Source organism: Streptomyces sp. MH60, assembly GCF_002939385.1.
Taxonomy (GTDB): Bacteria; Actinomycetota; Actinomycetes; order Streptomycetales; family Streptomycetaceae; genus Streptomyces.
The window spans coordinates 1-23,548 of record NZ_MULI01000099.1 but is presented as its reverse complement, the minus strand read 5'-3'; the positions used below and the strand labels follow the sequence as shown (position 1 = coordinate 23,548).

Annotated in this window: 24 protein-coding genes and 1 rRNA gene; 8 read left to right on the top strand and 17 right to left on the bottom strand. The window is 70.7% G+C overall.

The features are described 5' to 3' along the window. A 5S ribosomal RNA gene (rrf, locus tag BZZ08_RS40160) occupies positions 1-74 on the top strand; the annotation flags it as partial. A 64-nt stretch (positions 75-138) separates the two neighbouring features. On the opposite strand, the gene BZZ08_RS34605 is transcribed toward rrf, so the two are convergent. Both BZZ08_RS34605 and BZZ08_RS34600 read right to left on the bottom strand, forming a co-directional pair. Further along, a complete protein-coding gene (locus tag BZZ08_RS34605; RefSeq protein WP_104636150.1) occupies positions 139-804 on the bottom strand; it encodes a response regulator in 666 nt (221 codons plus the stop codon). After that, on the bottom strand, positions 801-2,075 hold the full coding sequence (locus BZZ08_RS34600) for a sensor histidine kinase (RefSeq protein WP_104636149.1): 1,275 nt from the start codon (positions 2,073-2,075) through the stop codon (positions 801-803). Before BZZ08_RS34600 ends, BZZ08_RS34605 begins: the two co-directional genes overlap by 4 nt. 95 nt (positions 2,076-2,170) lie before the next feature. Between BZZ08_RS34600 and BZZ08_RS34595 the strand changes: the two genes are divergently transcribed. Then, positions 2,171-2,731, top strand: coding sequence for a GNAT family N-acetyltransferase (locus BZZ08_RS34595; protein ID WP_241965642.1), 561 nt, complete (start codon positions 2,171-2,173; stop codon positions 2,729-2,731). A gap of 17 nt (positions 2,732-2,748) precedes the next feature. On the opposite strand, the gene BZZ08_RS34590 is transcribed toward BZZ08_RS34595, so the two are convergent. The 6 genes from BZZ08_RS34590 to BZZ08_RS34565 form a co-directional block, all read right to left on the bottom strand. Then, positions 2,749-4,269, bottom strand: a complete 1,521-nt coding sequence (locus tag BZZ08_RS34590) for a type VI secretion protein (RefSeq protein WP_104636148.1) — start codon at positions 4,267-4,269, stop codon at positions 2,749-2,751. Positions 4,270-4,296: 27 nt separating this feature from the next. Then, positions 4,297-5,709 (bottom strand): ATP-binding protein, encoded by a 1,413-nt coding sequence (locus tag BZZ08_RS34585; RefSeq protein WP_104636147.1) that lies wholly within the window; start codon positions 5,707-5,709, stop codon positions 4,297-4,299. A 12-nt stretch (positions 5,710-5,721) separates the two neighbouring features. After that, positions 5,722-7,281 (bottom strand): SCO6880 family protein, encoded by a 1,560-nt coding sequence (locus BZZ08_RS34580; RefSeq protein WP_104636146.1) that lies wholly within the window; start codon positions 7,279-7,281, stop codon positions 5,722-5,724. Then, positions 7,278-8,615, bottom strand: coding sequence for a hypothetical protein (locus BZZ08_RS34575; protein WP_198601871.1), 1,338 nt, complete (start codon positions 8,613-8,615; stop codon positions 7,278-7,280). The genes BZZ08_RS34580 and BZZ08_RS34575 overlap by 4 nt, the downstream gene beginning before the upstream one ends. Further along, positions 8,605-9,405 (bottom strand): hypothetical protein, encoded by an 801-nt coding sequence (locus tag BZZ08_RS34570; protein ID WP_104636145.1) that lies wholly within the window; start codon positions 9,403-9,405, stop codon positions 8,605-8,607. Before BZZ08_RS34570 ends, BZZ08_RS34575 begins: the two co-directional genes overlap by 11 nt. A gap of 166 nt (positions 9,406-9,571) precedes the next feature. Continuing rightward, positions 9,572-9,880, bottom strand: a complete 309-nt coding sequence (locus BZZ08_RS34565; RefSeq protein ID WP_104636152.1) for a hypothetical protein — start codon at positions 9,878-9,880, stop codon at positions 9,572-9,574. A 369-nt stretch (positions 9,881-10,249) separates the two neighbouring features. On the opposite strand from BZZ08_RS34565, the gene BZZ08_RS34560 reads away from it, so the two are divergent. Both BZZ08_RS34560 and BZZ08_RS34555 read left to right on the top strand, forming a co-directional pair. Beyond that, a complete protein-coding gene (locus tag BZZ08_RS34560; RefSeq protein WP_104636144.1) occupies positions 10,250-11,269 on the top strand; it encodes a C40 family peptidase in 1,020 nt (339 codons plus the stop codon). A gap of 206 nt (positions 11,270-11,475) precedes the next feature. Continuing rightward, positions 11,476-12,192 (top strand): phosphatase PAP2 family protein, encoded by a 717-nt coding sequence (locus tag BZZ08_RS34555; protein ID WP_104636143.1) that lies wholly within the window; start codon positions 11,476-11,478, stop codon positions 12,190-12,192. A 3-nt stretch (positions 12,193-12,195) separates the two neighbouring features. Here BZZ08_RS34555 and BZZ08_RS34550 read toward each other — a convergent pair whose 3' ends face one another. Both BZZ08_RS34550 and BZZ08_RS34545 read right to left on the bottom strand, forming a co-directional pair. Then, entirely contained in the window at positions 12,196-13,830 is a 1,635-nt protein-coding gene (locus BZZ08_RS34550) for an FAD-binding oxidoreductase (RefSeq protein WP_104636142.1), read from the bottom strand. A 334-nt stretch (positions 13,831-14,164) separates the two neighbouring features. Next, complete coding sequence (locus tag BZZ08_RS34545; protein ID WP_198601870.1) at positions 14,165-14,338, bottom strand: hypothetical protein; 174 nt, start codon at positions 14,336-14,338, stop codon at positions 14,165-14,167. A gap of 91 nt (positions 14,339-14,429) precedes the next feature. Between BZZ08_RS34545 and BZZ08_RS34540 the strand changes: the two genes are divergently transcribed. Continuing rightward, positions 14,430-15,341, top strand: a complete 912-nt coding sequence (locus tag BZZ08_RS34540; RefSeq protein WP_104636140.1) for a hypothetical protein — start codon at positions 14,430-14,432, stop codon at positions 15,339-15,341. Positions 15,342-15,418: 77 nt separating this feature from the next. After that, a complete protein-coding gene (locus BZZ08_RS39105; protein ID WP_007451049.1) occupies positions 15,419-15,583 on the top strand; it encodes a hypothetical protein in 165 nt (54 codons plus the stop codon). Here the strand turns inward: BZZ08_RS39105 and BZZ08_RS34535 are convergent. Next, positions 15,569-15,958, bottom strand: coding sequence for a metal-sensitive transcriptional regulator (locus tag BZZ08_RS34535; RefSeq protein ID WP_104636139.1), 390 nt, complete (start codon positions 15,956-15,958; stop codon positions 15,569-15,571). The genes BZZ08_RS39105 and BZZ08_RS34535 overlap by 15 nt on opposite strands. 206 nt (positions 15,959-16,164) lie before the next feature. On the opposite strand from BZZ08_RS34535, the gene BZZ08_RS34530 reads away from it, so the two are divergent. Beyond that, entirely contained in the window at positions 16,165-16,785 is a 621-nt protein-coding gene (locus BZZ08_RS34530) for a DUF47 domain-containing protein (protein WP_007451048.1), read from the top strand. 7 nt (positions 16,786-16,792) lie between these two features. Beyond that, a complete protein-coding gene (pitH, locus tag BZZ08_RS34525) occupies positions 16,793-17,791 on the top strand; it encodes a low-affinity phosphate transporter PitH (RefSeq protein ID WP_104636138.1) in 999 nt (332 codons plus the stop codon). 109 nt (positions 17,792-17,900) lie between these two features. Here the strand turns inward: pitH and pstB are convergent, their stop codons facing one another. From pstB to BZZ08_RS34495, 6 genes are all read right to left on the bottom strand, one after another. Continuing rightward, positions 17,901-18,677, bottom strand: a complete 777-nt coding sequence (gene pstB, locus BZZ08_RS34520) for a phosphate ABC transporter ATP-binding protein PstB (protein WP_003974830.1) — start codon at positions 18,675-18,677, stop codon at positions 17,901-17,903. 54 nt (positions 18,678-18,731) lie between these two features. Then, positions 18,732-19,790 (bottom strand): phosphate ABC transporter permease PstA, encoded by a 1,059-nt coding sequence (pstA, locus tag BZZ08_RS34515; protein ID WP_104636137.1) that lies wholly within the window; start codon positions 19,788-19,790, stop codon positions 18,732-18,734. Further along, positions 19,787-20,797 carry a phosphate ABC transporter permease subunit PstC gene (gene pstC, locus BZZ08_RS34510; protein ID WP_104636136.1) on the bottom strand — a complete coding sequence of 337 codons (1,011 nt, stop codon included), beginning with the start codon at positions 20,795-20,797 and terminating at the stop codon, positions 19,787-19,789. Before pstC ends, pstA begins: the two co-directional genes overlap by 4 nt. Positions 20,798-20,921: 124 nt before the next feature. Beyond that, positions 20,922-22,049 carry a phosphate ABC transporter substrate-binding protein PstS gene (gene pstS / locus BZZ08_RS34505; protein WP_198601869.1) on the bottom strand — a complete coding sequence of 376 codons (1,128 nt, stop codon included), beginning with the start codon at positions 22,047-22,049 and terminating at the stop codon, positions 20,922-20,924. 211 nt (positions 22,050-22,260) lie between these two features. Then, positions 22,261-22,701, bottom strand: a complete 441-nt coding sequence (locus tag BZZ08_RS34500; RefSeq protein WP_104636151.1) for an NUDIX hydrolase — start codon at positions 22,699-22,701, stop codon at positions 22,261-22,263. Positions 22,702-22,735: 34 nt separating this feature from the next. After that, on the bottom strand, positions 22,736-23,548 hold an 813-nt coding region (locus BZZ08_RS34495), incomplete at its 5' end, for a CHAD domain-containing protein (protein ID WP_241965641.1).

Here is a 23,548-nt window from a genome sequence, read left to right as displayed (position 1 = left end):
ACCCGGAAGCTAAGCCTTACAGCGCCGATGGTACTGCAGGGGGGACCCTGTGGGAGAGTAGGACGCCGCCGAACAATCATTGCGAGGAAACCCCGCACCGGAAACGGTGCGGGGTTTTCTGCGTTCAGCCCCCGTTTCCTAGCCGACCAGTTTTGTCTCGTAGGCCAGGATGACGGCCTGGACGCGGTCTCTCGAACCCGTCTTGGCCAGGATGCGGCCTACGTGGGTCTTCACCGTCGACTCGGCGAGGTGAAGGCGCTCGGCTATCTCCGTGTTGGTCCAGCCCTGGCCCATGACCCGCAGGATCTCGGTCTCCCGGTCCGTGAGGGTGGTCAGGCGTGGGTCGGGGGAGCCGCTCGGGTTCGGCGGTGTGGCGGCCGGGAGATGGTGGACGTAGGCGTCGAGCAGGCGGCGGGTCAGGCTCGGGGCGACCACCGCGTCGCCGGTGGCCACCGCGCGGATGCCGGAGAGGAGTTCCTCCGGCTGGGCGTCCTTGACGAGGAAGCCGGAGGCGCCGGCGCGCAGGCCGGAGTAGGCGTACTCGTCCAGGTCGAAGGTGGTGAGGATGAGGACGCGGGTGCGGCCGCCGCCGGCGACGATGCGACGGGTCGCCTCGATGCCGTCCAGGCCGGGCATGCGGACGTCCATGAGAACGACGTCGGGGTGGAGTTCGGCCGTCATCCGGGTCGCTTCGGCGCCGTTGGCCGCCTCGCCCACGACCGTCATGTCGTCCTGGCTCTCCAGGAGCATGCGGAAGCCGAAGCGCTGGAGGGGCTGGTCGTCGGCGATGAGGACGGTGGTCACTGCGGGGGTTCCTCCGGTAGGTGCAGATGGACACGCCAGCCCTGCTCGGGCGCCGGGCGTGGGCCGGCCTCAAGTGTGCCCCCGTACAGGGAGGTTCGCTCGCGCATCCCGGGCAGGCCGCGGCCGTCGGAGAGGGCGGAGGACGGGAGCGGGGCCGCTCGTCCCGTGTCGGTGACGGTGAGGGTGACGGCGCCGCCCGCCTCGTAGGAGAGGTCGATGTGGGCGGTGGCGTCGGGGCCGGCGTGCTTGAGGGTGTTGGTGAGGGCTTCCTGGATGACGCGGTAGAGCGTGAGCTGGCGGCCCTCGGGGAGTGCGGGTTCCCCCTTGACGGTGGTGCGGACGGGGAGGCCGGCCCGGCGGACGCCGTCGAGGAGGCGGTCGAGGTCGGTGAGGGCGGGCTGCGGGGCCAGTTCGGGCGACGGGCCGGTGCCGTCGTGGTCGTCGTCGCGCAGGACGTCCAGGAGGCGGCGGAGTTCGCCGAGGGCCTGGCGGCTGGTGGTGCCGATGGCGTCGAGGGCCTGGGCGGCCCGGTCGGGGGACTTGGCGGCGGCGTACCGGCCGCCGTCGGCGAGGCCGGTGATGACGGAGAGGTTGTGGCCGATGATGTCGTGCATCTCCCGGGCTATGCGTGCGCGCTCGGCCGCGGCGGCGAGCCTGATCTGCTGGTCGCGTTCGGTCTCCAGGCGGCGGGCGCGGTCTTCAAGGACCGCGGTGTGGTCGCGTCGGGCACGGACGGTGACGCCGATGAGGGCGGCCACGCCGATGGAGAGGAGCTGCGAGCCGAGCTGCTGGTTCCAGGAGCCCGCGCTGTCCCCGTAACGGGCGGCCGTGACGCAGGTCGGGGCAATGACCAGGGTCACCACCCACCAGAGGTTGCGCAGCGGCAGACGCAGCGCGATGTGGTGGACGAGGAGGAGCTGGAGCAGGGCGGCCTGGAGCGCGGCGCCCGACCAGGCGCTCACCAGTGCCGCGGGCAGGGTGACGAGCAGGGCTGCCCCGGGGTGACTGCGGCGCCAGAGGAGGGGGACGGAGAGGGCGAGGCTGAGCACGAGGACGAGGCCGACGGGAACGCCGGGGTCGTGGGCGACGTTGCGCCAGCCGCCGCCGGTGGCGTCGATCAGGGCGGCCAGTACCCAGAAGCCGGTGAGGAGGAGGTCCCACACGAGCGGATGGCGGTGGTCGAAGGCACGGAGCCGCCGGTTGACGCGCTGGACGTACTCGGTGAGTGGTTCGGCGGCTCGGTGTTCCGGCACCGGCTTCACGGGCTCCATCCGACCATGGTCGGGGGTCGGAGCGCGGCGGGCGTCCGCCCGGGGGGCCGTATATGAGGTGAGGGGCCTAGTACCCGGGTATTACGGTGGCCGGCATGAGTGCCTCGGTCCCCGGTGACTACGTGATCCGCTCCATACGCGCCGACGAATGGCCCGCGGTGAGGGAACTGCGGCTGCGGGCGCTGCGGGATCCGGTCGCGGACCTCGCGTACCTGGAGACGTACGACGACGCGGCCGCGCGGCCGGACTCCTTCTGGCAGGAGCGGGCGGCCGGGGGCGCCGAAGGGGCTGCCGGGGCGCAGCAGCTCGTGGCCGTGGGGCCCGGTGGACTGTGGCTCGGCACGCTGACCGTGATCGTGGAGGAGGCCGGGAGTACGGACTGGGCCGGGTTTCCGGTGGAGCGGCGGCAGGGGCACGTCGTCGGGGTGTTCGTCCGGCCCGAGTGGCGGGGGAGCGGGCTGACCAAGGCGCTGTTCGACGCCGGTCTGGAGTGGGCGTGGGCGCACGGCGCGGAGCGATTGCGGCTCATCGTGCATCCGGACAACGAGCGGGCGCAGGGGGCCTACCGCAAGGCCGGGTTCGTGCCGAGCGGGCGGACGGTGCCGCTGGTGGGCGGGCCCGGCGACCACGAGTTGGAGTACGTGCTGGAGCGCTGACCCGCCCCGCGCTCCGGTCAGACGGGGAGCTCGTCGTGGGGCCAGCGGGCCCGGCCCTGTTCGCGGGAGCGGAGCAGGGCCAGGGTCGGCATGCCGATGTCCGTGCCGGCGGCCAGCAGTTCCGGGAGCTGGGGCAGCGGGGCCACGGCCGCGACGTCGTCCAGGACGAGTGTCATTGGTGGGTCGAGGCGACCGGAGGATGACCGTTCGGCCATGCGCCGGCCGCGCTCGACCACGCTGGAGACGAGCGCCGTCAGCAGCGGCATCGCGCCCGGGCTCGTGCGGGGGTCCTCAATGGATTCACCCACCACGTAAAGGGTGCCCTGTTCATGGATGAAGGAATCCAAGGCGAGGGCATCATTTCGGTTGGGAGTGCACGCCTCGCGGATGTTGACCGTGGACAGCGCGGCCAGGGCCCGGGCGGTCAGCTGCTGGGCCATGTCACGGCGCTCGGGGTGGGCGGTGAGGGCCCCTTCGAGTTCTCCCGCGGAACCGGGGGCGGCCTTGGGGTGGGTGCGCAGGATGCGGACGGCGTCCTGCACCTGGAGGCCCTGCGACCAGCGGTGGACGTGGCGGACGGTGCGGCCGTCGATGGCGGCGGCGTGGAGGTAGCTGCGCAGCAGCAGTTCGGCCGTGTCGCCGAGCGCCTGGTCGAGGCGGGCGGTGGGGCGGACCGGGGTGAGCAGGGCGGCGGCCCTGGCGGTGGCCGTCGCTCTGTCCTCGCAGCCCGCGGTGGGGGACCAGTGGAAGCGGGCGGGGGTGTCGCAGAGGTGGTTCGGGTCGTAGAGGTGGGTGGGGCCGAGTTTGGCGCGGGCGTCCTTGGTCTCCGACCAGAGGGCGGGGTTCGAGGTGATGACGAGGGCGGCGCCTTCCGCGTCCCGCAGGGCCTCGGTTGCGGTGGAGTGGCGGCTTTCCCTGGGGGCGTAGTGCACCGCGCCTTCGACGCGGGTGGTTTCCCACCCGCTCACCCGTTTGCCGTTGGTCGCGGCGGCCACGGGCTCGATCTCCGGAGCCGGGGCCTGTTGCGGCGCCCTGGGGGTGGGAACCTCGTGCTGCGGGGCTGCCCCTACCGGTGTCACGGGCGTCTCGTGTACCGGCGTCTCCTGGACCGGTGCCGGTGCCGGTGCCGGTGCCGGTGCCGATGCCGGTGCCGGTGACGGCTCCTCGCGCCGTCGCTGCCGTACCGCACGCCATCGCGCCACGGTGCCCATCACGAACACCGCCAGCACCACCAGCACCATCAGCTGGCCGATGAACAGGCCCCAGAACAGCCCGTATCCGGAGAGTGCCGTCCGAGGGGCGTCCGGCCAGGCGCCCGGGAGGTCGTGGGGCTGGGCGATCAGCTGGCGCATGGCCTGCGGGGTGCCGGTGAAGCTGACGCCGGCCGGCCAGGAGCCGTGGGCGAACAGGGCGGCCAGGCCGGTCGCCGTCCACACCAGCAGGGTCATGCCGAGGAGGAAGGCCAGTATGCCGATCAGCAGGCCGTCGGGGATGCCGCCCTGGGCCGGCCGCTGATCGCGGCGGTCGTCCGGTCTCATGCGTCCGGTGCCTCTCCGTTTCGCGTCCTACGCCACCGTCGATTCCGACGAGTCGCCGATGTGCTGCTCCATGAACGCCGCCGCCCGCTCCTCCGCCTCCAGCTCCGCGGCGCGCAGCGCGTCGTCGGTCACGTCGGTGGAGGACTCGGTCATCGCGCGGTCGGTGAAGACCAGCGGGCGTTCGGTCTCGGTGATCAGGTGTTTGACCACCTGGACATTGCCGTTGACGTCCCACACCGCGATGCCGGGGGTGAGGGAGGGGATGATCTCCACCGCCCAGCGGGGCAGGCCGAGGACGCGTCCGGTGGCCCGTGCCTCGTCGGCCTTCTGGGCGTAGATGGTGCGGGTGGAGGCCATCTTGAGGATGGCCGCGGCCTCTCTGGCGGCCGCCCCGTCGACGACGTCCGACAGGTGGTGCACCACCGCCACGAACGACAGACCGAGCCGGCGCCCGAACTTCAGCAGCCGCTGGAACAGCTGCGCCACGAACGGGCTGTTGATGATGTGCCAGGCCTCCTCGACCAGGAAGATGCGCTTCTTCCGGTCGGGCCGGATCCAGGTGTGCTCCAGCCACACGCCCACGATGGCCATGAGGATGGGCATGGCGATGGAGTTGCGGTCGATGTGGGAGAGGTCGAAGACGATGAGCGGGGCGTCGAGGTCGATGCCGACCGTCGTCGGACCGTCGAACATGCCGCGCAGGTCACCGTCGACGAGGCGGTCCAGGACCAGCGCCACGTCGAGACCCCAGGCCCGCACGTCGTCTATGGCGACGTTCATCGCCTCGGCGGACTCCGGCTCGGGGTGGCGCAGCCGTTCGACGATGTCGGTGAGGACCGGCTGGCGCTCGACGATGGTCTCGTTGACGTAGGCGTGCGCGACCTTGAGGGCAAAGCCGGAGCGCTCGTCCAGGCCGTGGCCCATGGCGACCTCGATGATCGTCCTCAGCAGCGCCAGCTGGCCCGTCGTCGTGATCGCCGGGTCCAGCGGGTTGAGCCGGATGCCGTGGTCCAGGGCGGCCATCGGGTCGAGGCGGATGGGAGTTATGCCCAGCTCCTCGGCGATGAGGTTCCACTCGCCGACGCCGTCCTCGCCCTGGGCGTCCAGGACGACGACCTGGCGGTCCCGGAAGCGGAGCTGGCGCAGGACGTACGTCTTCTCCAGGGCCGACTTGCCGTTGCCGGACTCGCCCAGCACCAGCCAGTGCGGGGCGGGGAGCTGCTGGCCGTACAGCTGGAAGGGGTCGTAGATGTAGCCCTTGCCGGAGTAGACCTCGCGCCCGATGATCACGCCGGAGTCGCCGAGGCCGGGGGCGGCCGTGGGCAGGTAGACGGCCTGGGCCTGGCCGGTGGACGTGCGGACGGGGAGGCGGGTCGTCTCCACCTTCCCGAAGAGGAAGGACGTGAAGGCGTCGGTGAGGACGGTCAGCGGGTCCCGCATCAGGCTCAGCCCCTACCTTCGGATGCCGGTGGCGAACGGAAGAGTGTTCACGAAGGCGCGATGGTGCTCACGGTCGCACCACTCCAGTTTCAGGTACGACTTGCCGGCCGAGGCCCTTATCGTCCGCTTGTCGCGGGCCAGCGCCTCGGGGTTGCGGGAGGAGACGGTGATGTAGCCGACCAGGTTGACGCCGGCCGCGCCGCTGGCGAGGTCCTCGCCGCGCTGGTCGAGGCGGCCGTGGGCGGCGATGTCGCGGGGGTCCACGGTGCGGTTCATCTTGGCGGCGCGGGAGGCCTCGGCGTCGTCGTTCGTCTTCTCGGTCAGCATCCGCTCGATGGCGACCTCGGTGGGTTCGAGGTCCATGGTGACCGCGACCGTGCGGATCACGTCCGGGGTGTGGACCAGGAGCGGGGCCAGGAAGTTGACGCCCACCGGGGTCATCGGCCACTCCTTGATCCAGGCGGTGGCGTGGCACCAGGGGGCGCGGGTGGCGGACTCGCGGGTCTTGGCCTGGAGGTAGGTGGGCTCCATCGCGTCCAGCTCGGCCGGCCAGGCGTTGCGCTTGGTCATCGCCTGGATGTGGTCGATCGGGTGGTCCGGGTCGTACATGGCGTGGATCAGGGAGGCGAGGCGGCCCTGGCCCAGCGGCTGGCGGACGCGGATGTCGGCTTCCTGGAGACGGGAGCAGATGTCGGTCAGCTCGCGCGCCATCACGATCGCGAGACCGGCGTCCCGGTCCAGCTTGCGCCCGCTGTGCGGCCGGGCGGCGCGGGCCATGGTGTGCGCCTCGGCGGCCAGCTCGCGGTTGTAGTGCATGCAGGCGATCAGGTAGGCGCGGTGCTGCTCGCTGCTGGTGGACACCATCGACTGGAGCTGGTCGTACGACTGCTGCAGCCAGGCCGGTGACCTGCCGTCGCCGCGCTGGGCGACGTCCTTGGCGTGCGCGTCGGGGTCGGCCGGGAGGGTGCGGGCGAGCATCTGGATGCGGGTGACGAAGCCGTCGCCGTTGGCCACGTGCTTGAGCAGGGTGCCGAAGCGGTCGACGAGGGCTTCCTGGTCCTCGGAGTCGCGCAGGCCGACGCCGGGGCCCTCGATCTCGATGGCGGCCGTGACGGTCTTGCGGTCGGCGTGCAGCAGGACGGCGATCTCGTCGGGCCCGAAGGGCGCCGCCAGCCAGGAGATGCGGCCGATGCCGGGCGGCGGGCCGACCTCGATCTCCTGGCCGTCGATCCTGGTACCGGCCTCGATGGCGCCGGAGCGGTAGGTGGTGCCCTTGCGGAGCGTGCGCTTGTAGCTGCGGTTGATCTCGAACCACCGGTAGAACGTCCGGTGGTTGTACGGCACGTAGACGGCCGCCAGCGCGAGCATCGGGAAGCCGGCGAGCAGCACGATGCGCAGGCTCAGGACGGGGACGAGGAGCCCGCACATCATGCCGAGGAACGCGCCCACGACGATCAGCGCGATCTCTCCGGTCTCGCGGTTGCGGCCGACGATCGCGTTCGGCCGGGCGCGGCCGATCAGATACGTACGGCGGGGCGTGACCGTGTGGGACACGTGGGACTCGGTCGTCAACGCCCGTCACCTCCTGTGCTCTTGCTGTTGCGGGTGTTGCTTGCGTGCGGTGTGTTCACCGGGCTGCCGGAGCGCGGTGCGGGTGCGGCGGAGGGGACATTTCCGCCGCCGCCGTTCGAGGGGCGCGAGCTGTGCGCGGCGACTCCGCCGGAGGCGGGGTTCGAGGGGCGGGCCGCGGCGGAGGACGAGGACGCTCCGCCGCCGCTGTCGCCGTTGTTGCGGCTGCTGTGGGTTCTGATGCCCTGGGCGACGAGGTTCGCCGGGGAGCTGATCACGGCGGCGGCCTTGCCCTCGGCGCCCTGCATGATCCGGTTGTTGCGGCCGTTGGCGATCTCGTCGCCGAAGCCGGGGACGAAGCGGTAGATCATCGCGGAGGCGAAGATCGCGAGCAGGATGATGGCGAGGCCGGACACGATGGCGGCCACGGAGTCGGGCCCGTCCGCCGTGGTCAGCGCGCCCGCGAGACCCAGCACGATGACGATCACGGGCTTGACCATGATCACGGCGATCATGATGCCGGCCCAGCGGCGGACGTGGCCCCACAGGTTCTTGTCGACCAGGCCCGCGTAGACGACGACGCCGAGCAGGGCGCCGACGTAGAGCAGGACGGCGCGCAGGTACAGCTCCAGGTAGAGCACGCCCGCGGCGACGATCGACACGAACGACACCAGGATCAGCATGATCGGGCCGCCGCCGATGTCGTTGCCCTGCTTCAGCGCCTCGGAGAACGTGCCGAAGAAGGTGTCCGTCTGGTCGCCGGTGCCCTTGGCCAGGACCTCGGTCACGGCGTCGGTGGCCGACACGACCGTGTACAGGATCAACGGCGTGAAGGCCGACGCCAGGACGGTGAGCCAGAGGAACCCGACGGCCTCGGAGAGCGCGGTGGTGAGCGGGACGCCGCGGACGGCGCGCTTGGCCACGGCGAGCAGCCAGAGGATCAGGGTCAGGAACGCGGAGGCCGCGAAGACGACGGCGTACTGCTTGAGGAACGTGTCGTTCGTGAAGTCGACGTCGGCGGTGTTCTTCACGGCGTCGCTGAGCGTGTCGACGGTCCAGGCGGCGGCGTCGGCACAGCCCTTGGCGAGGGAGGAGAGGGGGTCGAGGGTGCTGGGGAGGGTGTCCGGCGTGGTCCCCCCACCCCCACCGGAGCCACCGCCTTCGCCTCGTTCGCAGTAGTCCTTGGCGGGGCCCACGATGAGGTCGCAGTTGTCGTCCGACGGGGTCGGCGACGGCGTGGGCGCCGCGGCGGCACGCGTGGCGAACAGCACGAGCGCTGTCTGTACGGCCGTCAAGGCACCGGCGGCCTTGAGTACGCGACGCTGGTTAGCGGGCATACGTGAACCCTCCGTACTCCTGGACGGCCTTGGACATCTCGTCGGCGCTGGAGGCCTTGTTGTCGCCCGGGACTGGCGCCGGGCCGTCCTTCTGGGAGAAGGACTCGACCTTCCAGTCACTGTCCACCCAGCGCAGCTGCAGAGTCATGGTGAACCAGTCGCTGCTGACGGGGGTGGTGGTCTTCTCACCCGCTGTGCCGAACACACCCGTGCACCAGACGTCCACGGTCGCGTTCGTGTCGGAGTACTGCGTGGCCTTGGTCCCGATCGGCATGGTGCGCGAGACATAGGTGTTGCCACCTGTGGCGTTGCCGTTCTTGTCCAGGCCGATGCTGCTGAGGAATTCTTCGCTGTAGACCTTGTCGAACTTGGCGGCGAGAGCGGCCTGCTTGTCGGCCACGAAGACCTGCCGCACGATCTCGTTCCGCTGGGCAGGCTTGAAGATGTCGGCCGACACGAGAGTCACCGCGTAGTTCGCCGCCGCGCTCTGCGCCCCCTGCTCGTCATGGGCGAAGCCCGACTGGACGGGGCGCGTCCCCGAGGGTGCCGTCGCCGACGTCTTCGGCTTGTCCCCGTCGCCGCCCTCCGCGGATCCGGAATCGTCTCCTCCACGGTTCGCGAAGGCGATCGCGGCGATGAGCAGGACGACGACGCCGACCACGGTGACCAGGCTCCGCGAGGAGGAGCGGCCGCCGCGTCGGGGGCCGCCCTCTTCCTCCGGCAGCCGGAGCCGGGTCTGACCGGCACCGCCGTAATCGCCGGACGAGTGGTGATCGTCTCCGAGACTCATGCCGCGTACGCCCCCTCGACGTCGGGTCGACCGTGTACGTACGACGGTAGCCGTGCTGGTTCCCGCTCGGGCGCGGTGTTATGACTCGACATCAGGGAAACGCAACCTCAGCCGGTTGGCACGACGGGCGGGTGGGATGGAGGGGGAGGAACCGTTGCGTGCCGGGCTACACGGCCATCCCGTACACGATGGTGAAGAGCGTGCCGAGCGAGCCGATGATGAACACGCCCGTCAGCCCCGCGACGATCAGGCCCTTGCCCTGCTCCGCGCTGAAGGTGTCCCGGAGCGCGGTGGCGCCGATGCGCTGCTTGGCGGCGCCCCAGATGGCGATGCCGAGGCAGAGCAGGATGGCGACGGCCATGACGACCTGGACCATCGTCTTGGCCTCGGTCCCCAGCGCACCGAAGGGGCCCCAGTCCGGAGCGATCCCCCCGATGATGGTGTTGATGTCTCCCTCGTCGGCCGCAAAGAGCACGTAAGTCACCGCCCCTGTTGGGTAGTTCCGCATCCTCTGCGGACATGCAGAGGTCAAGCCTCATTGTCACCGACAATGGCACCGTCGCATGTCGACTTGGCGTCATTGATTGGCGGGTTTCGTACGAATAGCTTGCCACCGTTCCGCGCCGGGCCCTGGCCGGGTGGTGCGGAACGGTGCGTGGAGAGTCGTATGGTCACTCTGTGTATCACGCTAGGTTACGCCGGGCAATGACGCGGGGCGCAACCTGTTACGTGGTTGCGTCGTTAAGCCCTTCTGTGGCGTGATCGAATCGGCCCGGTATCACGGTGTGTGACTGACTTTCAGGTAGTCCGACATGGCCGGGAAACGTCACTGAACCGTGCGCCCATGGGGGATGGTTGGACCATGCGCAAGATGTGGGTCGGTGCCGGCGTCGCGGTTGCCCTGGGGATGGGCTTCGTGATGCTGCTCGTCGTCGGTGTCTACCTCGTCGCCGGGAACCTGGCCGGCGGTGCGGGCGGCGGGGCCAAGAAGCTCGCCAAGGGGAGCGTGCCCGCGGCGTACCAGCCGATCGTGCAGAAGTGGGGCAATCTCTGCCCCGCCATCAACCCCGCGCTGCTCGCCGCCCAGTTGTACCAGGAGAGCGGGTTCAACCCGCAGGCCCGGAGCGCGGCGGCCGCGCAGGGGATAGCGCAGTTCATTCCCGGAACGTGGGCCACCCACGGCATCGACGGCGACGGGGACGGGGACCGGGACGTGTGGGACCCGGCGGACGCGATTCCGTCGGCGGCGTCGTACGACTGCTCCCTCGCCTCGTACGTGAAGGACGTGCCCGGCGATCCCACCAGGAACATGCTGGCCTCCTACAACGCGGGGGCCTACGCGGTGATCAAGTATCAGGGCGTGCCGCCGTACAAGGAGACGCAGAACTACGTCAAGGTGATCACGACCCTGGAGAAGAGCTTCGCCGCGCCCACCACCCGGGTCGATCCGTCGGAGCAGGCCGCCGGGGCCATCGCCTACGCGCAGAAGAAGCTCGGGACGCCGTATCTGTGGGGCGGGAACGGGACGGCCGATCAGGGCGGGCGGTTCGACTGTTCGGGGCTGACCAAGGCGGCGTACGAGAGTGTGGGGATCAAGCTGCCGCGGGTCGCCAACGACCAGTACAACGCGGGGGCGCATCCCGCGCGGGACGAACTGCTGCCGGGGGACCTGGTGTTCTTCTCGGACGACCTCACCAACTCGCGCGCCATCCGGCACGTGGGGATCTACGTGGGCGGCGGGTACATGATCGACGCGCCACGGACGGGTGCCGTGATCCGGTTCGACCCGATCGACACCCCCGACTATTTCGGGGCCACCCGGGTGACCGAGGATGGCGCGAAAGCGCTGCCCACCACGGTGTGAATGGGAGGGTGTGAACTTAGCGTGAAACCCTGCCCTGAGCTGCGGCGACGTGTTTCTCTTCGATAACGTCTGCGTGATCATTCAGTGGAGTGTGGAACGTATCAACTGGGGACGTGCGTTCCTGTTGACGTACAGCTGACCACGGGGGTGGCAGAAGAGGCGCGCGTTCGGTGCGCCGGAGGACATGACGAAGGGGCCGCAGCACCATGGCTGGACTCGCCGAATCCGGGTCGAACCCCGACGTCGAGCTGCTCTACGACATCAACGGCCTGGCCAAGGACGCGCCGCACTGGTTCGACCGGGTCATGGAGTTCGTCGGTGAGTACGGACTGCTGTTCGCGATCGTGCTGCTGGTGCTGTGGTGCTGGTGGGGCGTGCGGCGGCGGGGCGGCGAGGACGCCGCCTCGAACGTGGCCGCGCTGATGTGGGCGCCGCTCGCGGCCGGAGTCGCGGTCCTGGTCAACGTGCCGATACGGGGATTCGTGGAGCGGCCCCGGCCCTTCACATCGCATGACGGGCTCGAAGTGCTCGTGGCGGGGAAGAACGACTACTCCTTCGTGAGCGACCACGCCACGCTCTGCATGGCCCTGGCGGTCGGACTGTTCGTCACCAACCGGAAGTTCGGCATCGCCGCGATCGTGCTGGCCCTGTTCGGCGGCTTCGCCCGGGTCTACATGGGCGTGCACTACCCGACGGACGTCGTGGGCGGGTTCGCGCTCGGCACGGCGGTCGCGCTGCTGCTGTCGCCGGTCGCGATGGCCCTGCTGACGCCGCTGACCCGGGCCGTCGAGCGCTCGCCCCGGGTGGGGTGGCTGGTCAGCGCGCGCGGGCGGACGGGTGCCGCCGGGCGCGGTGCCGTGATTCCGGGCGCGCGGAAGGAGAGCGCCTCCGAGGCGTCGGGCGAGCGGGATCTCGCCGCCTGACGCTTACAGCGCCTGTGGGCAGGTGAAGACGCGGTCCGGGTCGTACTGGTGCTTGAGACGTGCCAGGCGCGGGGCCGCGTCTCCGTAGTAGGCCTTCCGCCAGTCCTTCAGGGTCGGGTCCGTGTAGTTCTGGTAGGCGGCGCCCGAGGCGTACGGGCGCATCGCGCCGTGGGTGGATTTCAGCCAGGACTGGGCCGCCGTGCCGCTCGTGCCCGGCCGCCACGAGGCGATGTACTGGGCCAGCGTCCGGGAGCGCCGGTGCACGAACGCGGTGGCCGTCGGGGAGACGCGGTTCACCGCACCGCCGAGCGCCGTGAACGCGATGCTGCCGGCGCCGCCGCGCACGGGGTCGGTCAGGTGGGAGAGCAGGGCCTTGATGCCGGCCGACGGGATGGGGCGGTCGAAGAAGTCCGAGCGGGCGGCGTACGTCTCGCGGCCGAGCGCCCCCTCCGGCGAGTGGCCGGGGACGGAGCCCGGGAGGTGGCAGCGGGCGTCGCTCGAGAACGACGAGCAGCCCGCGTACATCTCCATCGACTGCTCGTACGTGCGGCGTTTGAGGGAGACGTGGCTCGCGGACGATCCGACGCGGTCGGCCAGGCGGTCCACGGCGTTCTGGAGTTCGCCGTAGGTGCCGAGGGAGAAGGCGGCGACCGAGACGGTGGGGGTGCGGCCGGGGGCGGTGGCCAGGTGGAGGGAGGACCAGATCTCGTCGGGCTGGTCCGGGCCCCACTCCTGCCAGGCGCGGACGACCGCGGCGGCCTTCCGCCAGGGCCAGGTGAGGTACGCCGACACCGCCCGGGGCGCGGGGTGGGTGCGGAAGTGGAACTCCGTGACGATGCCGAAGTTGCCGTTGCCCGCGCCGCGCAGGGCCCAGAAGAGGTCCTTGTGGCCGCCCGTCGCGTCGGCGGTGATCTCCTTGCCGTCCGCCGTGATCAGGGTGGCCCGGGTGAGGCTGTCGCAGGTCAGGCCGTAGGCGCGGGAGACGACGCCGTGGCCGCCGCCGAGGGTGAGGCCAGAGACGCCCACGGTGGGGCAGGAGCCGGCCGGGACGGTCACGCCCTTCGCGGCGAGGGCGCGGTAGACGTCGATCAGCTTGGCGCCGGCGCCGACGACCGCCTCGCCGGCGGAGGCGCGGACGCGGTTCAGCTTCGAGACGTCGATGATCAGGCGGCCGTCGCCGGAGGACCAGCCGGCGTAGGAGTGGCCGCCGTTGCGGATCGCCACGGGGATGTGGTGGGCGCGGGCGTAGGAGAGGGCCGTGCGGATGTCGTCGGGGTGGGCGGCGTAGGCGACGGCGCTGGGTTTCAGGGTGTCGAAGCGGGTGTTGTAGAGCTGGTGGGCCGTTTTCCAGGTGCGGTCGCCGGGGCGGATCAGTGGGCCGTCCAGGGACTTGGCGAGGGCGGTCCAGGTGGCGGGGGCCTTGGGCGTGGGGGTGCGGGGGGCGCTGTTGCCGGCCTTGGCTGTGCGGGTGGTGGAGGTTGTGTTGGTGGCTCCGGTGGCTCCGGTGGCTCCGGTGGCTCCGGTGGCTCCGGTGGGTTTGGAGTCGGTGCCTGTGGAGTGGTCCTTGCCTGTGCAGGCGGTCGTGGTGGCCGCCAGGGCGGCGGCTGTGGTGGTGCTGAGGAATGTGCGCCGGTGCATGTCGCCTCCGCGTCCCGTGGGGGGTCGTGGAAGGAGACGGGGGTGCGGGGGGTTGGGTTCCCTGGGGTGCGGTGGTGTGCGGGAGTGGACAGGTGTACGGCGTCGGTGTGGTCGGGGGTGGGGACGCGGCCCGGCGCTGGCCGGGTGCCGCTGCGCCCACCCGTGCCGCCCCAGCGGCACGATTGCCCGCAGCTACGGGGTGGGGCGGCACCGCTGCCCGCAGCTATGGGGGGTGCGGCTGCCCGCAGCTATGGGGCGCGGTGGCGCGATTGCTCGCAGCTACGGGGGCGGTGGCACCGCACCCCGCAGCTATGGGGGCGGCGGCTGCCCGCGGCTAGGTGGCGGGGGTGTGGGTCTGGGCGTCGGTGCGGGCCTGGCTTCTGGCTCTGCGGGCCGGGCCTCGCCAGCCGCAGGTGCAGCGGGCCAGGCAGAAGGGGCCTTGTTCGACCGTTGTCGTGAGGTGTTCCGGGGCGTCCCCGGGGGCTTCGAGACCGTCCTGCTGCGCCACGCCCACAACGTTACCGGGGTCGCCTGCCCCTCGTTAAGCGGGACGGCAGGGGGTTCGGAACGGGCGTGACGGCTTGGGATAGCAGGTGGCGATGGTCGGGCGGGAGCGGGAGCTGCGGAGTGGGAGGCCGGGCGGCGGTCTCGCCCTCGCCGGCGGTGTGGTCTGCGTCTGTCTGGCCGTTGCCGGGTGTTCCGGGCAGGGGGCCGCGGTCCAGGGGGCGGACGGCGGCGATCCGGTCGCCGTGCTGCACCGGGCCGCCGACCGGCTGGTGGCCGCCGGGAGCGCCAAGGCGCGTACCGCGATGCAGATGGCCAGCGGCGGGACGCGGGTGACCATCCGGGGCGAGGGCGTGTACGACTTCGAGGCCCGGCTCGGGCAGCTGAAGGTGCGGCTGCCGCAGGACCCGGCGGGGTCGAGCGAGCACCGGCCGATCACCGAACTGCTGGCCCCGGGGGCCCTGTTCATGAAGAACCGGGGCGCCGGTGTGCCCGACGACAAGTGGGTGCGGGTGGAGACCGCCTCGCTGTCCGACGGGAACCTGGTGACCGGCGGGGCGACGGATCCGTTCGCCGCCGCCGAGGTGCTGCGGGGGGCGCGGACGGCGACGTTCGTGGGGCGCACGGAGCTGGCCGGGACCGAGGTGCGGCACTACCGGGGGACCGCCGATCTCGCGCGGGCGGCGCGCGGTGCCTCGGCGGGCAACAGGAAGGCGCTGGCCGCGGCGGCCGAGGGGTTCGCCACCGCCGAGGTGCCGTTCGACGCCTACCTCGACGACGAGGGCCGTATCCGCAAGGTCCGGCACCGCTTCAGCTTCTCCAACGGGCGGGAGAGCGGGGGCATCGTGGACGTCGCCTCGACGACGCTGCTCTACGATTTCGGCGCAGCCGTCCGCGTACGGCTGCCCGAGGAGCAGGACATCTACGCCGGGAAGATCGCCGCGGGGCCGGGCGACGCGGGCGGGCCGGGCGAGGGCTCCGGTGCGGCGGCCGACGGCAAGAACTAGCCCTTCCGTGCCATGCGCGGTGCGTAGGCCGCTCCCTACTCTAGGAAGTCGGTGACGGCAGAGACGAGGTGACGCGTGTGGCTCCGGTCGGCGGTACGGCGGTTCAGGACCACGTGGCCCTCGCCGAGATCGAGCTGTGCGGCGAGCTGATCATCGCGGCGTCGGCCGCCCGGGAGCGGCTCAGCCTGGAGAGCATCGACGAGGTGCTGCGCGTGGCCGAGGAGCGTTCACGTGCGCAGTAGGCGGCCGATGGCCTTCGTCGCCTCTTCCACCTTCGCGTCGATCTCCGTGCCGCCCTTGAGGGCCGCGTCGGCGACGCAGTGGCGCAGGTGCTCCTCCAGCAGTTGCAGTGCGAAGGACTGCAGGGCCTTCGTGGAGGCGGAGACCTGGGTCAGTATGTCGATGCAGTAGACGTCCTCGTCGACCATCCGCTGCAGGCCGCGGATCTGGCCCTCGATCCGGCGCAGGCGTTTGAGGTGCTCGTCCTTCTGCTTGTGGTACCCGTGCACGCCGCGGTCGTGGTCGGTCACGATGTCCGTGCCGTCCGTCTCCGCCTGGTCCACCGCCGGGTCCACGGCGGAGGAGGGCGCACCCGCGCCGGCCTCGGTGGTCGTCATCGCGTCCTCCTGATACGGACATATACCCCTGGTGGGTATATGGTAACGAACTTTCCCGGGTAGGGGGCCCTTGCCGGAGCGCCGACGTCGCCCCCCTGCTCATCACTCTGCCTGATGGGCGACACTGGGGGACGGCCCGTTAGCAGTGGCCGGATGATGCGCCTAGCATCAGCCTGACCGAAACCGATGCACCCCGAGGACCCCACGTGCGCTTTCGTCTGACCCCCAGGGAGACGAGCTTCTACGACATGTTCGCCGCCTCCGCGGACAACATCGTCACGGGCTCCAAGCTCCTGATGGAACTGCTCGGGGCGGACGCATCCGCCCGGGCCGAGATCGCAGAGCGTATGCGGGCCGCCGAACACGCGGGTGACGACGCCACGCACGCGATCTTCCACCAGCTGAACTCCTCGTTCATCACGCCCTTCGACCGCGAGGACATCTACAACCTCGCCTCCTCCCTCGACGACATCATGGACTTCATGGAGGAGGCCGTCGACCTGGTCGTCCTCTACAACGTCGAGGAACTGCCCAAGGGCGTCGACCAGCAGATCGAGGTGCTGGCGCGGGCCGCCGAGCTGACCGCCGAGGCCATGCCGAACCTGCGCACCATGGACAACCTCACCGAGTACTGGATCGAGGTCAACCGGCTGGAGAACCAGGCCGACCAGGTTCACCGCAAGCTGCTCGCCCACCTCTTCAACGGCTCGTACGAAGCCATCGAGGTGCTGAAGCTCAAGCAGATCGTGGACGTGCTGGAGGAAGCGGCCGACGCGTTCGAGCACGTGGCGAACACGGTGGAGACCATCGCCGTCAAGGAGTCCTGAGCCGTTCATGGACACCTTTGCACTGATCGTGACCATCGGGGTCGCGCTCTTCTTCACGTACACCAACGGTTTCCACGATTCGGCCAACGCGATCGCCACCTCCGTGTCGACGCGTGCGCTGACGCCCCGGGCGGCGCTCGCCATGGCGGCGGTCATGAACCTGGCAGGCGCGTTCATGGGTTCCGGGGTCGCCAAGACCGTGAGTGAGGGGGTGATCGAGACCCCCGAGGGTTCGAAGGGGATGGGGATCCTCTTCGCGGCGCTCGTGGGCGCCATCGTCTGGAACCTCATCACCTGGTACTTCGGCCTGCCGTCCTCCTCCTCGCACGCGCTGTTCGGCGGCATGGTCGGCGCGGCGCTGGCCGGGAGCACGACCGTGTACTGGCACGGAGTCGTCGACAAGATCGTCATCCCCATGTTCGTGTCGCCGGTGATCGGTCTGGTCGCCGGTTACCTGGTGATGACCGCGATCATGTGGATCTTCCGGCGGGCCAATCCGCACAAGGCGAAGCGCGGCTTCCGCATCGCGCAGACGGTGTCGGCGGCGGGTATGGCGCTGGGGCACGGTCTGCAGGACGCGCAGAAGACGATGGGCATCGTGGTGATGGCGCTGGTCATCGCCGATGTCGAGGACTACGGCGACCCGATCCCGGTGTGGGTGAAGCTTGCCTGCGCGCTGATGCTGTCGCTCGGGACGTACGCGGGCGGCTGGCGGATCATGCGGACGCTGGGCCGGAAGATCATCGAGCTGGACCCGCCGCAGGGGTTCGCCGCGGAGACGACGGGGGCCTCGATCATGTTCGGGTCCGCGTTCATCTTCCACGCGCCGATCTCCACGACGCACGTGATCACCTCGGCGATCATGGGTGTGGGCGCCACGAAGCGGGTCAACGCCGTGCGGTGGGGGGTCGCGAAGAACATCATCATGGGGTGGTTCATCACGATGCCGGCCGCCGCGGTGGTGGCCGCGGTGTCGTTCTGGATCGTGAACCTGGCGTTCCTGTAGCGGCGCCCCCCGTACGGCGATGGGCCCGCCCCCGGATTCCGGGGGCGGGCCCTTGTGCTCCTCGCGGTGGCACCGCCATGCAGCACCGCGAGGGGTTGGGAGGGGCGGTCTAGCCGAAGCGGCCGGAGATGTAGTCCTCCGTGGCCTGGACCGACGGGTTGGAGAAGATGCGCTCCGTCTCGTCGATCTCGATCAGCTTGCCGGGCTGCCCGACCGCCGCCAGGTTGAAGAACGCCGTACGGTCCGAGACGCGCGCCGCCTGCTGCATGTTGTGCGTCACGATGACGATCGTGAAGCGCTCCTTCAGCTCGCCGATCAGGTCCTCGATCGCCAGGGTGGAGATCGGGTCGAGGGCGGAGCAGGGCTCATCCATGAGCAGGACGTTCGGCTCGACAGCGATCGCCCGCGCGATGCACAGGCGCTGCTGCTGGCCGCCGGAGAGGCCGGAGCCCGGCTTGTTCAGGCGGTCCTTGACCTCGTTCCAGAGGTTGGCGCCGCGCAGCGACTTCTCGACGACGTCGTCCAGCTGGGACTTCTTGTACTTGCCGTTCAGGCGCAGGCCCGCCGCCACGTTGTCGTAGACCGACATCGTCGGGAACGGGTTCGGGCGCTGGAAGACCATGCCGACCTCGCGGCGCACGGCCACCGGGTCGATGCCCGCGCCGTAGAGGTTCTCGTCGTCCAGCATCACCTTGCCGTCGACGCGGCCGCCCGGGGTGACCTCGTGCATGCGGTTGAGCGTGCGCAGGAAGGTGGACTTGCCGCAGCCGGAGGGGCCGATGAAGGCCGTCACGGAGCGGGGCTCGACGGTCATCGAGATGTCCTCGATGGCCAGGAAGGAGCCGTAGTAGGCGTTGAGGCCGCTGACATCTATGCGCTTGGCCATGGGTATCACTGCTTCTTTCGGGTCCGGTCGCGGACGGTGCTTCTGCGGGTCGCGTCAGCGACCGGTCTTCGGGGCCTTCCAGCGGGCGATGCCGCGGGCCGCGAGGTTGAGGATCATGATGAACGCGATCAGCGTCAGGGCCGCCGCCCAGGCACGGTCGTAGGCCGCGTCGGAGCCCGCGCCGTACTGCAGGTAGATGTACATCGGCAGCGACTCCTGCGGGTCCTGGAAGGGATTCGCGTTGATGAAGTCGGTGCCCCAGACCAGCAGCAGCACGGGGGCCGTCTCGCCGGTGATGCGGGCGACGGCCAGCATGACGCCGGTGACGATGCCGCCGATCGAGGTCGGCAGGACCACCTTGATGATCGTGCGCCACTTCGGCACGCCCAGGGCGAGGGACGCCTCGCGCAGCTCGTTCGGGACGAGCTTGAGCATCTCCTCGGTGGAGCGGACGACCACGGGGATCATCAGGATGCACAGGGCGAACGAGCCGGCCACGCCGGACGGGCCCATGTCCAGGATCAGGACCCACAGGCTGAGCACGAACAGGCCCGCGACGATGGACGGGATGCCCGTCATGACGTCCACGAAGAAGGTGACGGCCTTGGCGAGCCGGCCGCGGCCGTACTCGACCAGGTAGATCGCGGTGAGCACACCGATCGGCACGGAGATCAGCGTGGCGAGGCCGACCTGCTCCAGGGTGCCGAGGATGGCGTGGTAGATGCCGCCGCCGGGCTCCGCGTCGCCGACCACGCCCATGGAGTGGGTCAGGAAGTAGCCGTCGAGGACCTTCACGCCCTGCTTCACGGTCTCCCAGATCAGGGAGACCAGCGGGATCAGGGCCAGCAGGAAGGCGACCCAGACCATGCTGGTCGCGACCCGGTCCTTGGCCTGCCGGCCGCCCTCGACGCCCGCCGAGATGCCGTACGAACCGCCGACGAAGAGGACCGCGGCGATCAGGGCCCACTGGATGCTGCTGTTCAGCCCGGCGGCGGCGCTGATGCCGAGGCCGAGGAGGACCGAGCCGGCCGCGACCGCCCAGGGGAACCACTTGGGCAGCGTGGCGGCGCGCAGGGAGCTGCGGTTCTTGGGGGTCAGGGTTGCGTTGCTCATGCGTTGGCCCCCGAGTACTCCTTGCGGCGGGCGATGATCATGCGGGCACCGCCGTTGACCAGCAGGGTGATGACGAACAGGACGAGACCGGAGGCGATCAGCGCGTCACGGCCCATCTGGGTGGCCTCGTTGAACTTGCTGGCGATGTTCTGGGCGAAGGTGCCGCCGCCCGGGTCGAGCAGGCTCGGGCTGATGTCGAAGGTCGGGGAGAGCACCATGGCCACGGCCATCGTCTCGCCGAGCGCGCGCCCGAGGCCGAGCATCGAGGCGGAGATGACGCCGGAGCGGCCGAACGGGAGCACCGACATCCGGATGACCTCCCAGCGCGTGGCGCCGAGGGCCAGGGCGGCCTCCTCGTGCATGCGCGGGACCTGCCGGAAGACCTCGCGGCTGACGTTGGTGATGATCGGCAGGATCATGATCGCGAGCAGGATGCCCACGGTGAACAGCGAGCGGCCCGCGCCGCCGTTCCACTCGAAGATCCCGGTCCAGCCGAGGTACTCGTCGAGCCAGCCGTAGAGTCCGTCCAGGTGCGGCACGAGGACGAGCGCGCCCCACAGGCCGTAGACGATCGAGGGCACGGCGGCGAGCAGGTCGATCACGTAGCCGATCAGGCCGCCCAGCTTGCGCGGCGCGTAGTGCGTGATGAACAGCGCGATGCCGACCGAGACCGGGACGGCGATGGCCATGGCGATGATCGACGACACGACGGTGCCGTAGGCCAGGACCGCGATGCCGAACTCCGGCGGGCTGCCGGTCGGGTTCCATTCGAAGCTGGTGAAGAAGTTCGCCTCGTCCTCGCCGATGGCGAGGACGGCGCGGTAGGTCAGGAAGGCCGCGATGGCGGCCATGATGACCAGCACGAGGATGCCGGACCCGCGGGAGAGCCCGACGAAGATCCGGTCGCCGGGGCGGGTGACGCCGCGGGTGGCGCGCGTGTCGCCGGGGGCGGGCGGCTGGGGTGTGCGGGAGGGGGCTGGCTTCTGGGTGTCCGTTGTTATGTCCATCGGGTTCTCCGGTCTGCGGAGCCGTCGTGGTCGGCGGCTCGGGCGGAGCCCCGGTCGGGGGCTCCTGGCGGCGGTGCACCGGACGGTGCGGTCCGGCCCCCGCGGGGACCGGACCGCACTCGGGTCAGCTCAGGCCCGAGATGGTCTCGCGGACCTTGGTGATGATCTCGGTGGGCATCGGGGCGTAGCCGGCGTCCGCCAGCAGGCCCTGGCCGTCCTCCGAGGCCATGTAGTTCAGGAAGGACTTGGTGGCGGGCAGGGTGTCGGCCTTGTTGCCCTTGTCGCAGGCGATCTCGTACGTCACCAGGACCAGCGGGTAGGCGCCGGCGGCGTCCGGGGTGTAGTCCAGCTCCAGGGCGAGGTCCTTGCCGGTGCCGACGACCTTGGCCGCGCCGATGGCGGCGGTGGCGTTCTCGACGGTGGCCTTGACCGGCTCGGCGGCCGCGGTCTTGACGTCGACGGTGTTGATGCCGTCCTTGGCGTAGGACAGCTCGAAGTACGAGATGGCGCCGGGCGTCTGCTTCACCTGGCCGGCCAGGCCGGAGGAGCCCTGTGCGGACTGGCCGCCCTTGGCCTCCCAGGACTTGCCGCCCTCGTACTTCCAGTCCTCCGGCGCGGCGGCCTTCAGGTACTTGGTGAAGTTGTCCGTGGTGCCGGACTCGTCCGAGCGGTGGAAGGCCTGGATCTTCAGGTCGGGAAGCTTGGCGTCGGGGTTGAGCTTCTTGATCGCCTCGTCGTTCCAGTTGGTGATCTTGCTGTCGAAGATCTTGGCCATCGTCGGGGCGTCCAGGACGAGCGAGTCGACGCCGGTGACGTTGAAGCCGACCGCGATCGGGCCGCCGACCATCGGCAGGTCGATGGCCTGGCCGTCCTTGCAGACCTTCTTCGAGGCCTCGATCTCCTCCGGCTTCAGCGCGGAGTCCGAACCGGCGAACGCGGTCTGACCCTGCGTGAAGGCGGTGATGCCCGCGCCCGAGCCGGTCGGGTTGTAGTTGATCTGCACGCCGTTGCAGGCGGCGACGTACTGCTTGACCCAGGCGTCGATGGCGTTCTTCTGGGCGGAGGAGCCGGAGGCCTGGAGCTGGCCCTTGGCGTCGTCGCACTTGATGTTGCTGTTGGCGGCGGCGCTGGCGTCTCCGCCGTTGCTGCTGCCGCCGGTGTCGTCGGAGCCGCACGCCGTGAGGGCCAGGGCGCCGGAGACGGCGAGAGCACCGAGAGCGAGGGCCCGCCGGTTCATGCGCTGAAGCTTCACTTGAGGGAGTTCCTTCCAGGAGCCGCCGTCCTGAATTCGGCGGCGTGCGAGGAGTGGTAAGGCCGAAATTAGGCAGATGAGATGAAGGCGCCGAAGGGCATAAATGAACGCCGGGTGAACCCCTGTGGACGGTGCGGTGAGGTCACGGAACGCTTACGTCGAGGACACGGGCGGGTTCCGAGGCAGGGTCGGGGTCGGTCCCGGGGTCGGTTCAGTGGCCGGTTCCGTGGGGGCGCGTCGCCAGCAGCGCGTCGACGAGGTCGCGGTCCCGGGGTTCGGTGAGACGGGTACGGGCCGCGTCGGGGGTCAGCCACAGGATGCGGTCGACCTCGTCGGAGGGGGCGAACGCACCGGCGCCCGCCGCCGCGGCCCAGTAGCGGACCTCCTTGGGGCGGCCGTTCGCCCGGTAGCGCACGGTGGGCAGCTCGGTGCCCGGTTCGGCGGCGTACCCGGTCTCCTCCGCGACCTCGCGCAGGGCGCCCGCGAGCGGGTCCTCACCGGGCTTGAGCTTGCCCTTCGGGTGCGACCAGTCGTCGTACTTCGGACGGTGCACGAGGCACAGCTCCAGGCCGGGGGAGGCGGTCGAGGGCGCGGGGCGCCACAGGACGCAGCCGGCCGCGCGGACCGTGGTGTCGTCGTCTGCCGGGCTCACGGCGCGCACGCCTCCCGTCGTCCCGCGGCCGCTCCTACGGCAGCCTGATCGGTTCCTTGCGCCAGCTGTGCTGGAACGCGTACCGCGCCGCCTCCACCTCATGCCGCTGGTCGGCGTGGAGCACGCCGAGCGCGTAGGCCGTGGCCGGGGCGATGCGCGGGGTACGGGCGGCCTGGGCGGCGGCCGCGGCGGCCTCCGCGGCGTCGCGGTGACGGTTCAGGGCCTCGCCCGCGGCCAGGAGGCGCACGTCCACAGCGTCCTGGGGGGCACCGCCCGCAACGCCGGCCCCGGCCTCCGTGCCGGCCAGCGCCTCCAGGGCGTAGCGGTGCAGGCGCAGCAGCAGGCGGACCTGGTGCCACGGGGCGTCCTGGGGGTGCGGGGCGGGGTCCGGGGAGAGCCCGTGGACCAGCGCCTCGGCGTTGTACGGACTGCCCGCGGTGACCAGCGGGAGGGCGGCCACGGCGTCGGTGAGGCGCTCCTGCGCGGCGGTGGCCAGCGGGCGCAGGTCGACGGGAGCGGCGTCGGGTCCCGCGGCGGCGGCCCCGCGTCCGGCGCCGCTCAGCGGGACCTCGCTGGCCAGTAAGGCCACCTTGTCGGCGACGGCGTGGAAGCGGCTGCTGCCCAGGCACTGGAGGGCGGCGGAGTGCGCCCGGGTGCGGGCCAGGGTGAGCTGCCGGTCGAGCAGCGCGCCCGCCTTGGCCGCGCCGACCGTGAGGTTGCCGCGGTTCGCGGACGCCGGGTGGGCGGCGGCGGGCGGTGGCCTGGTCGAGTCCCAGTCAATGCGGGTGTCGGCGTACCAGCCGTCCACGATGCTCACGGTCATGTTGACCAGTTCGGTGGTGACGTC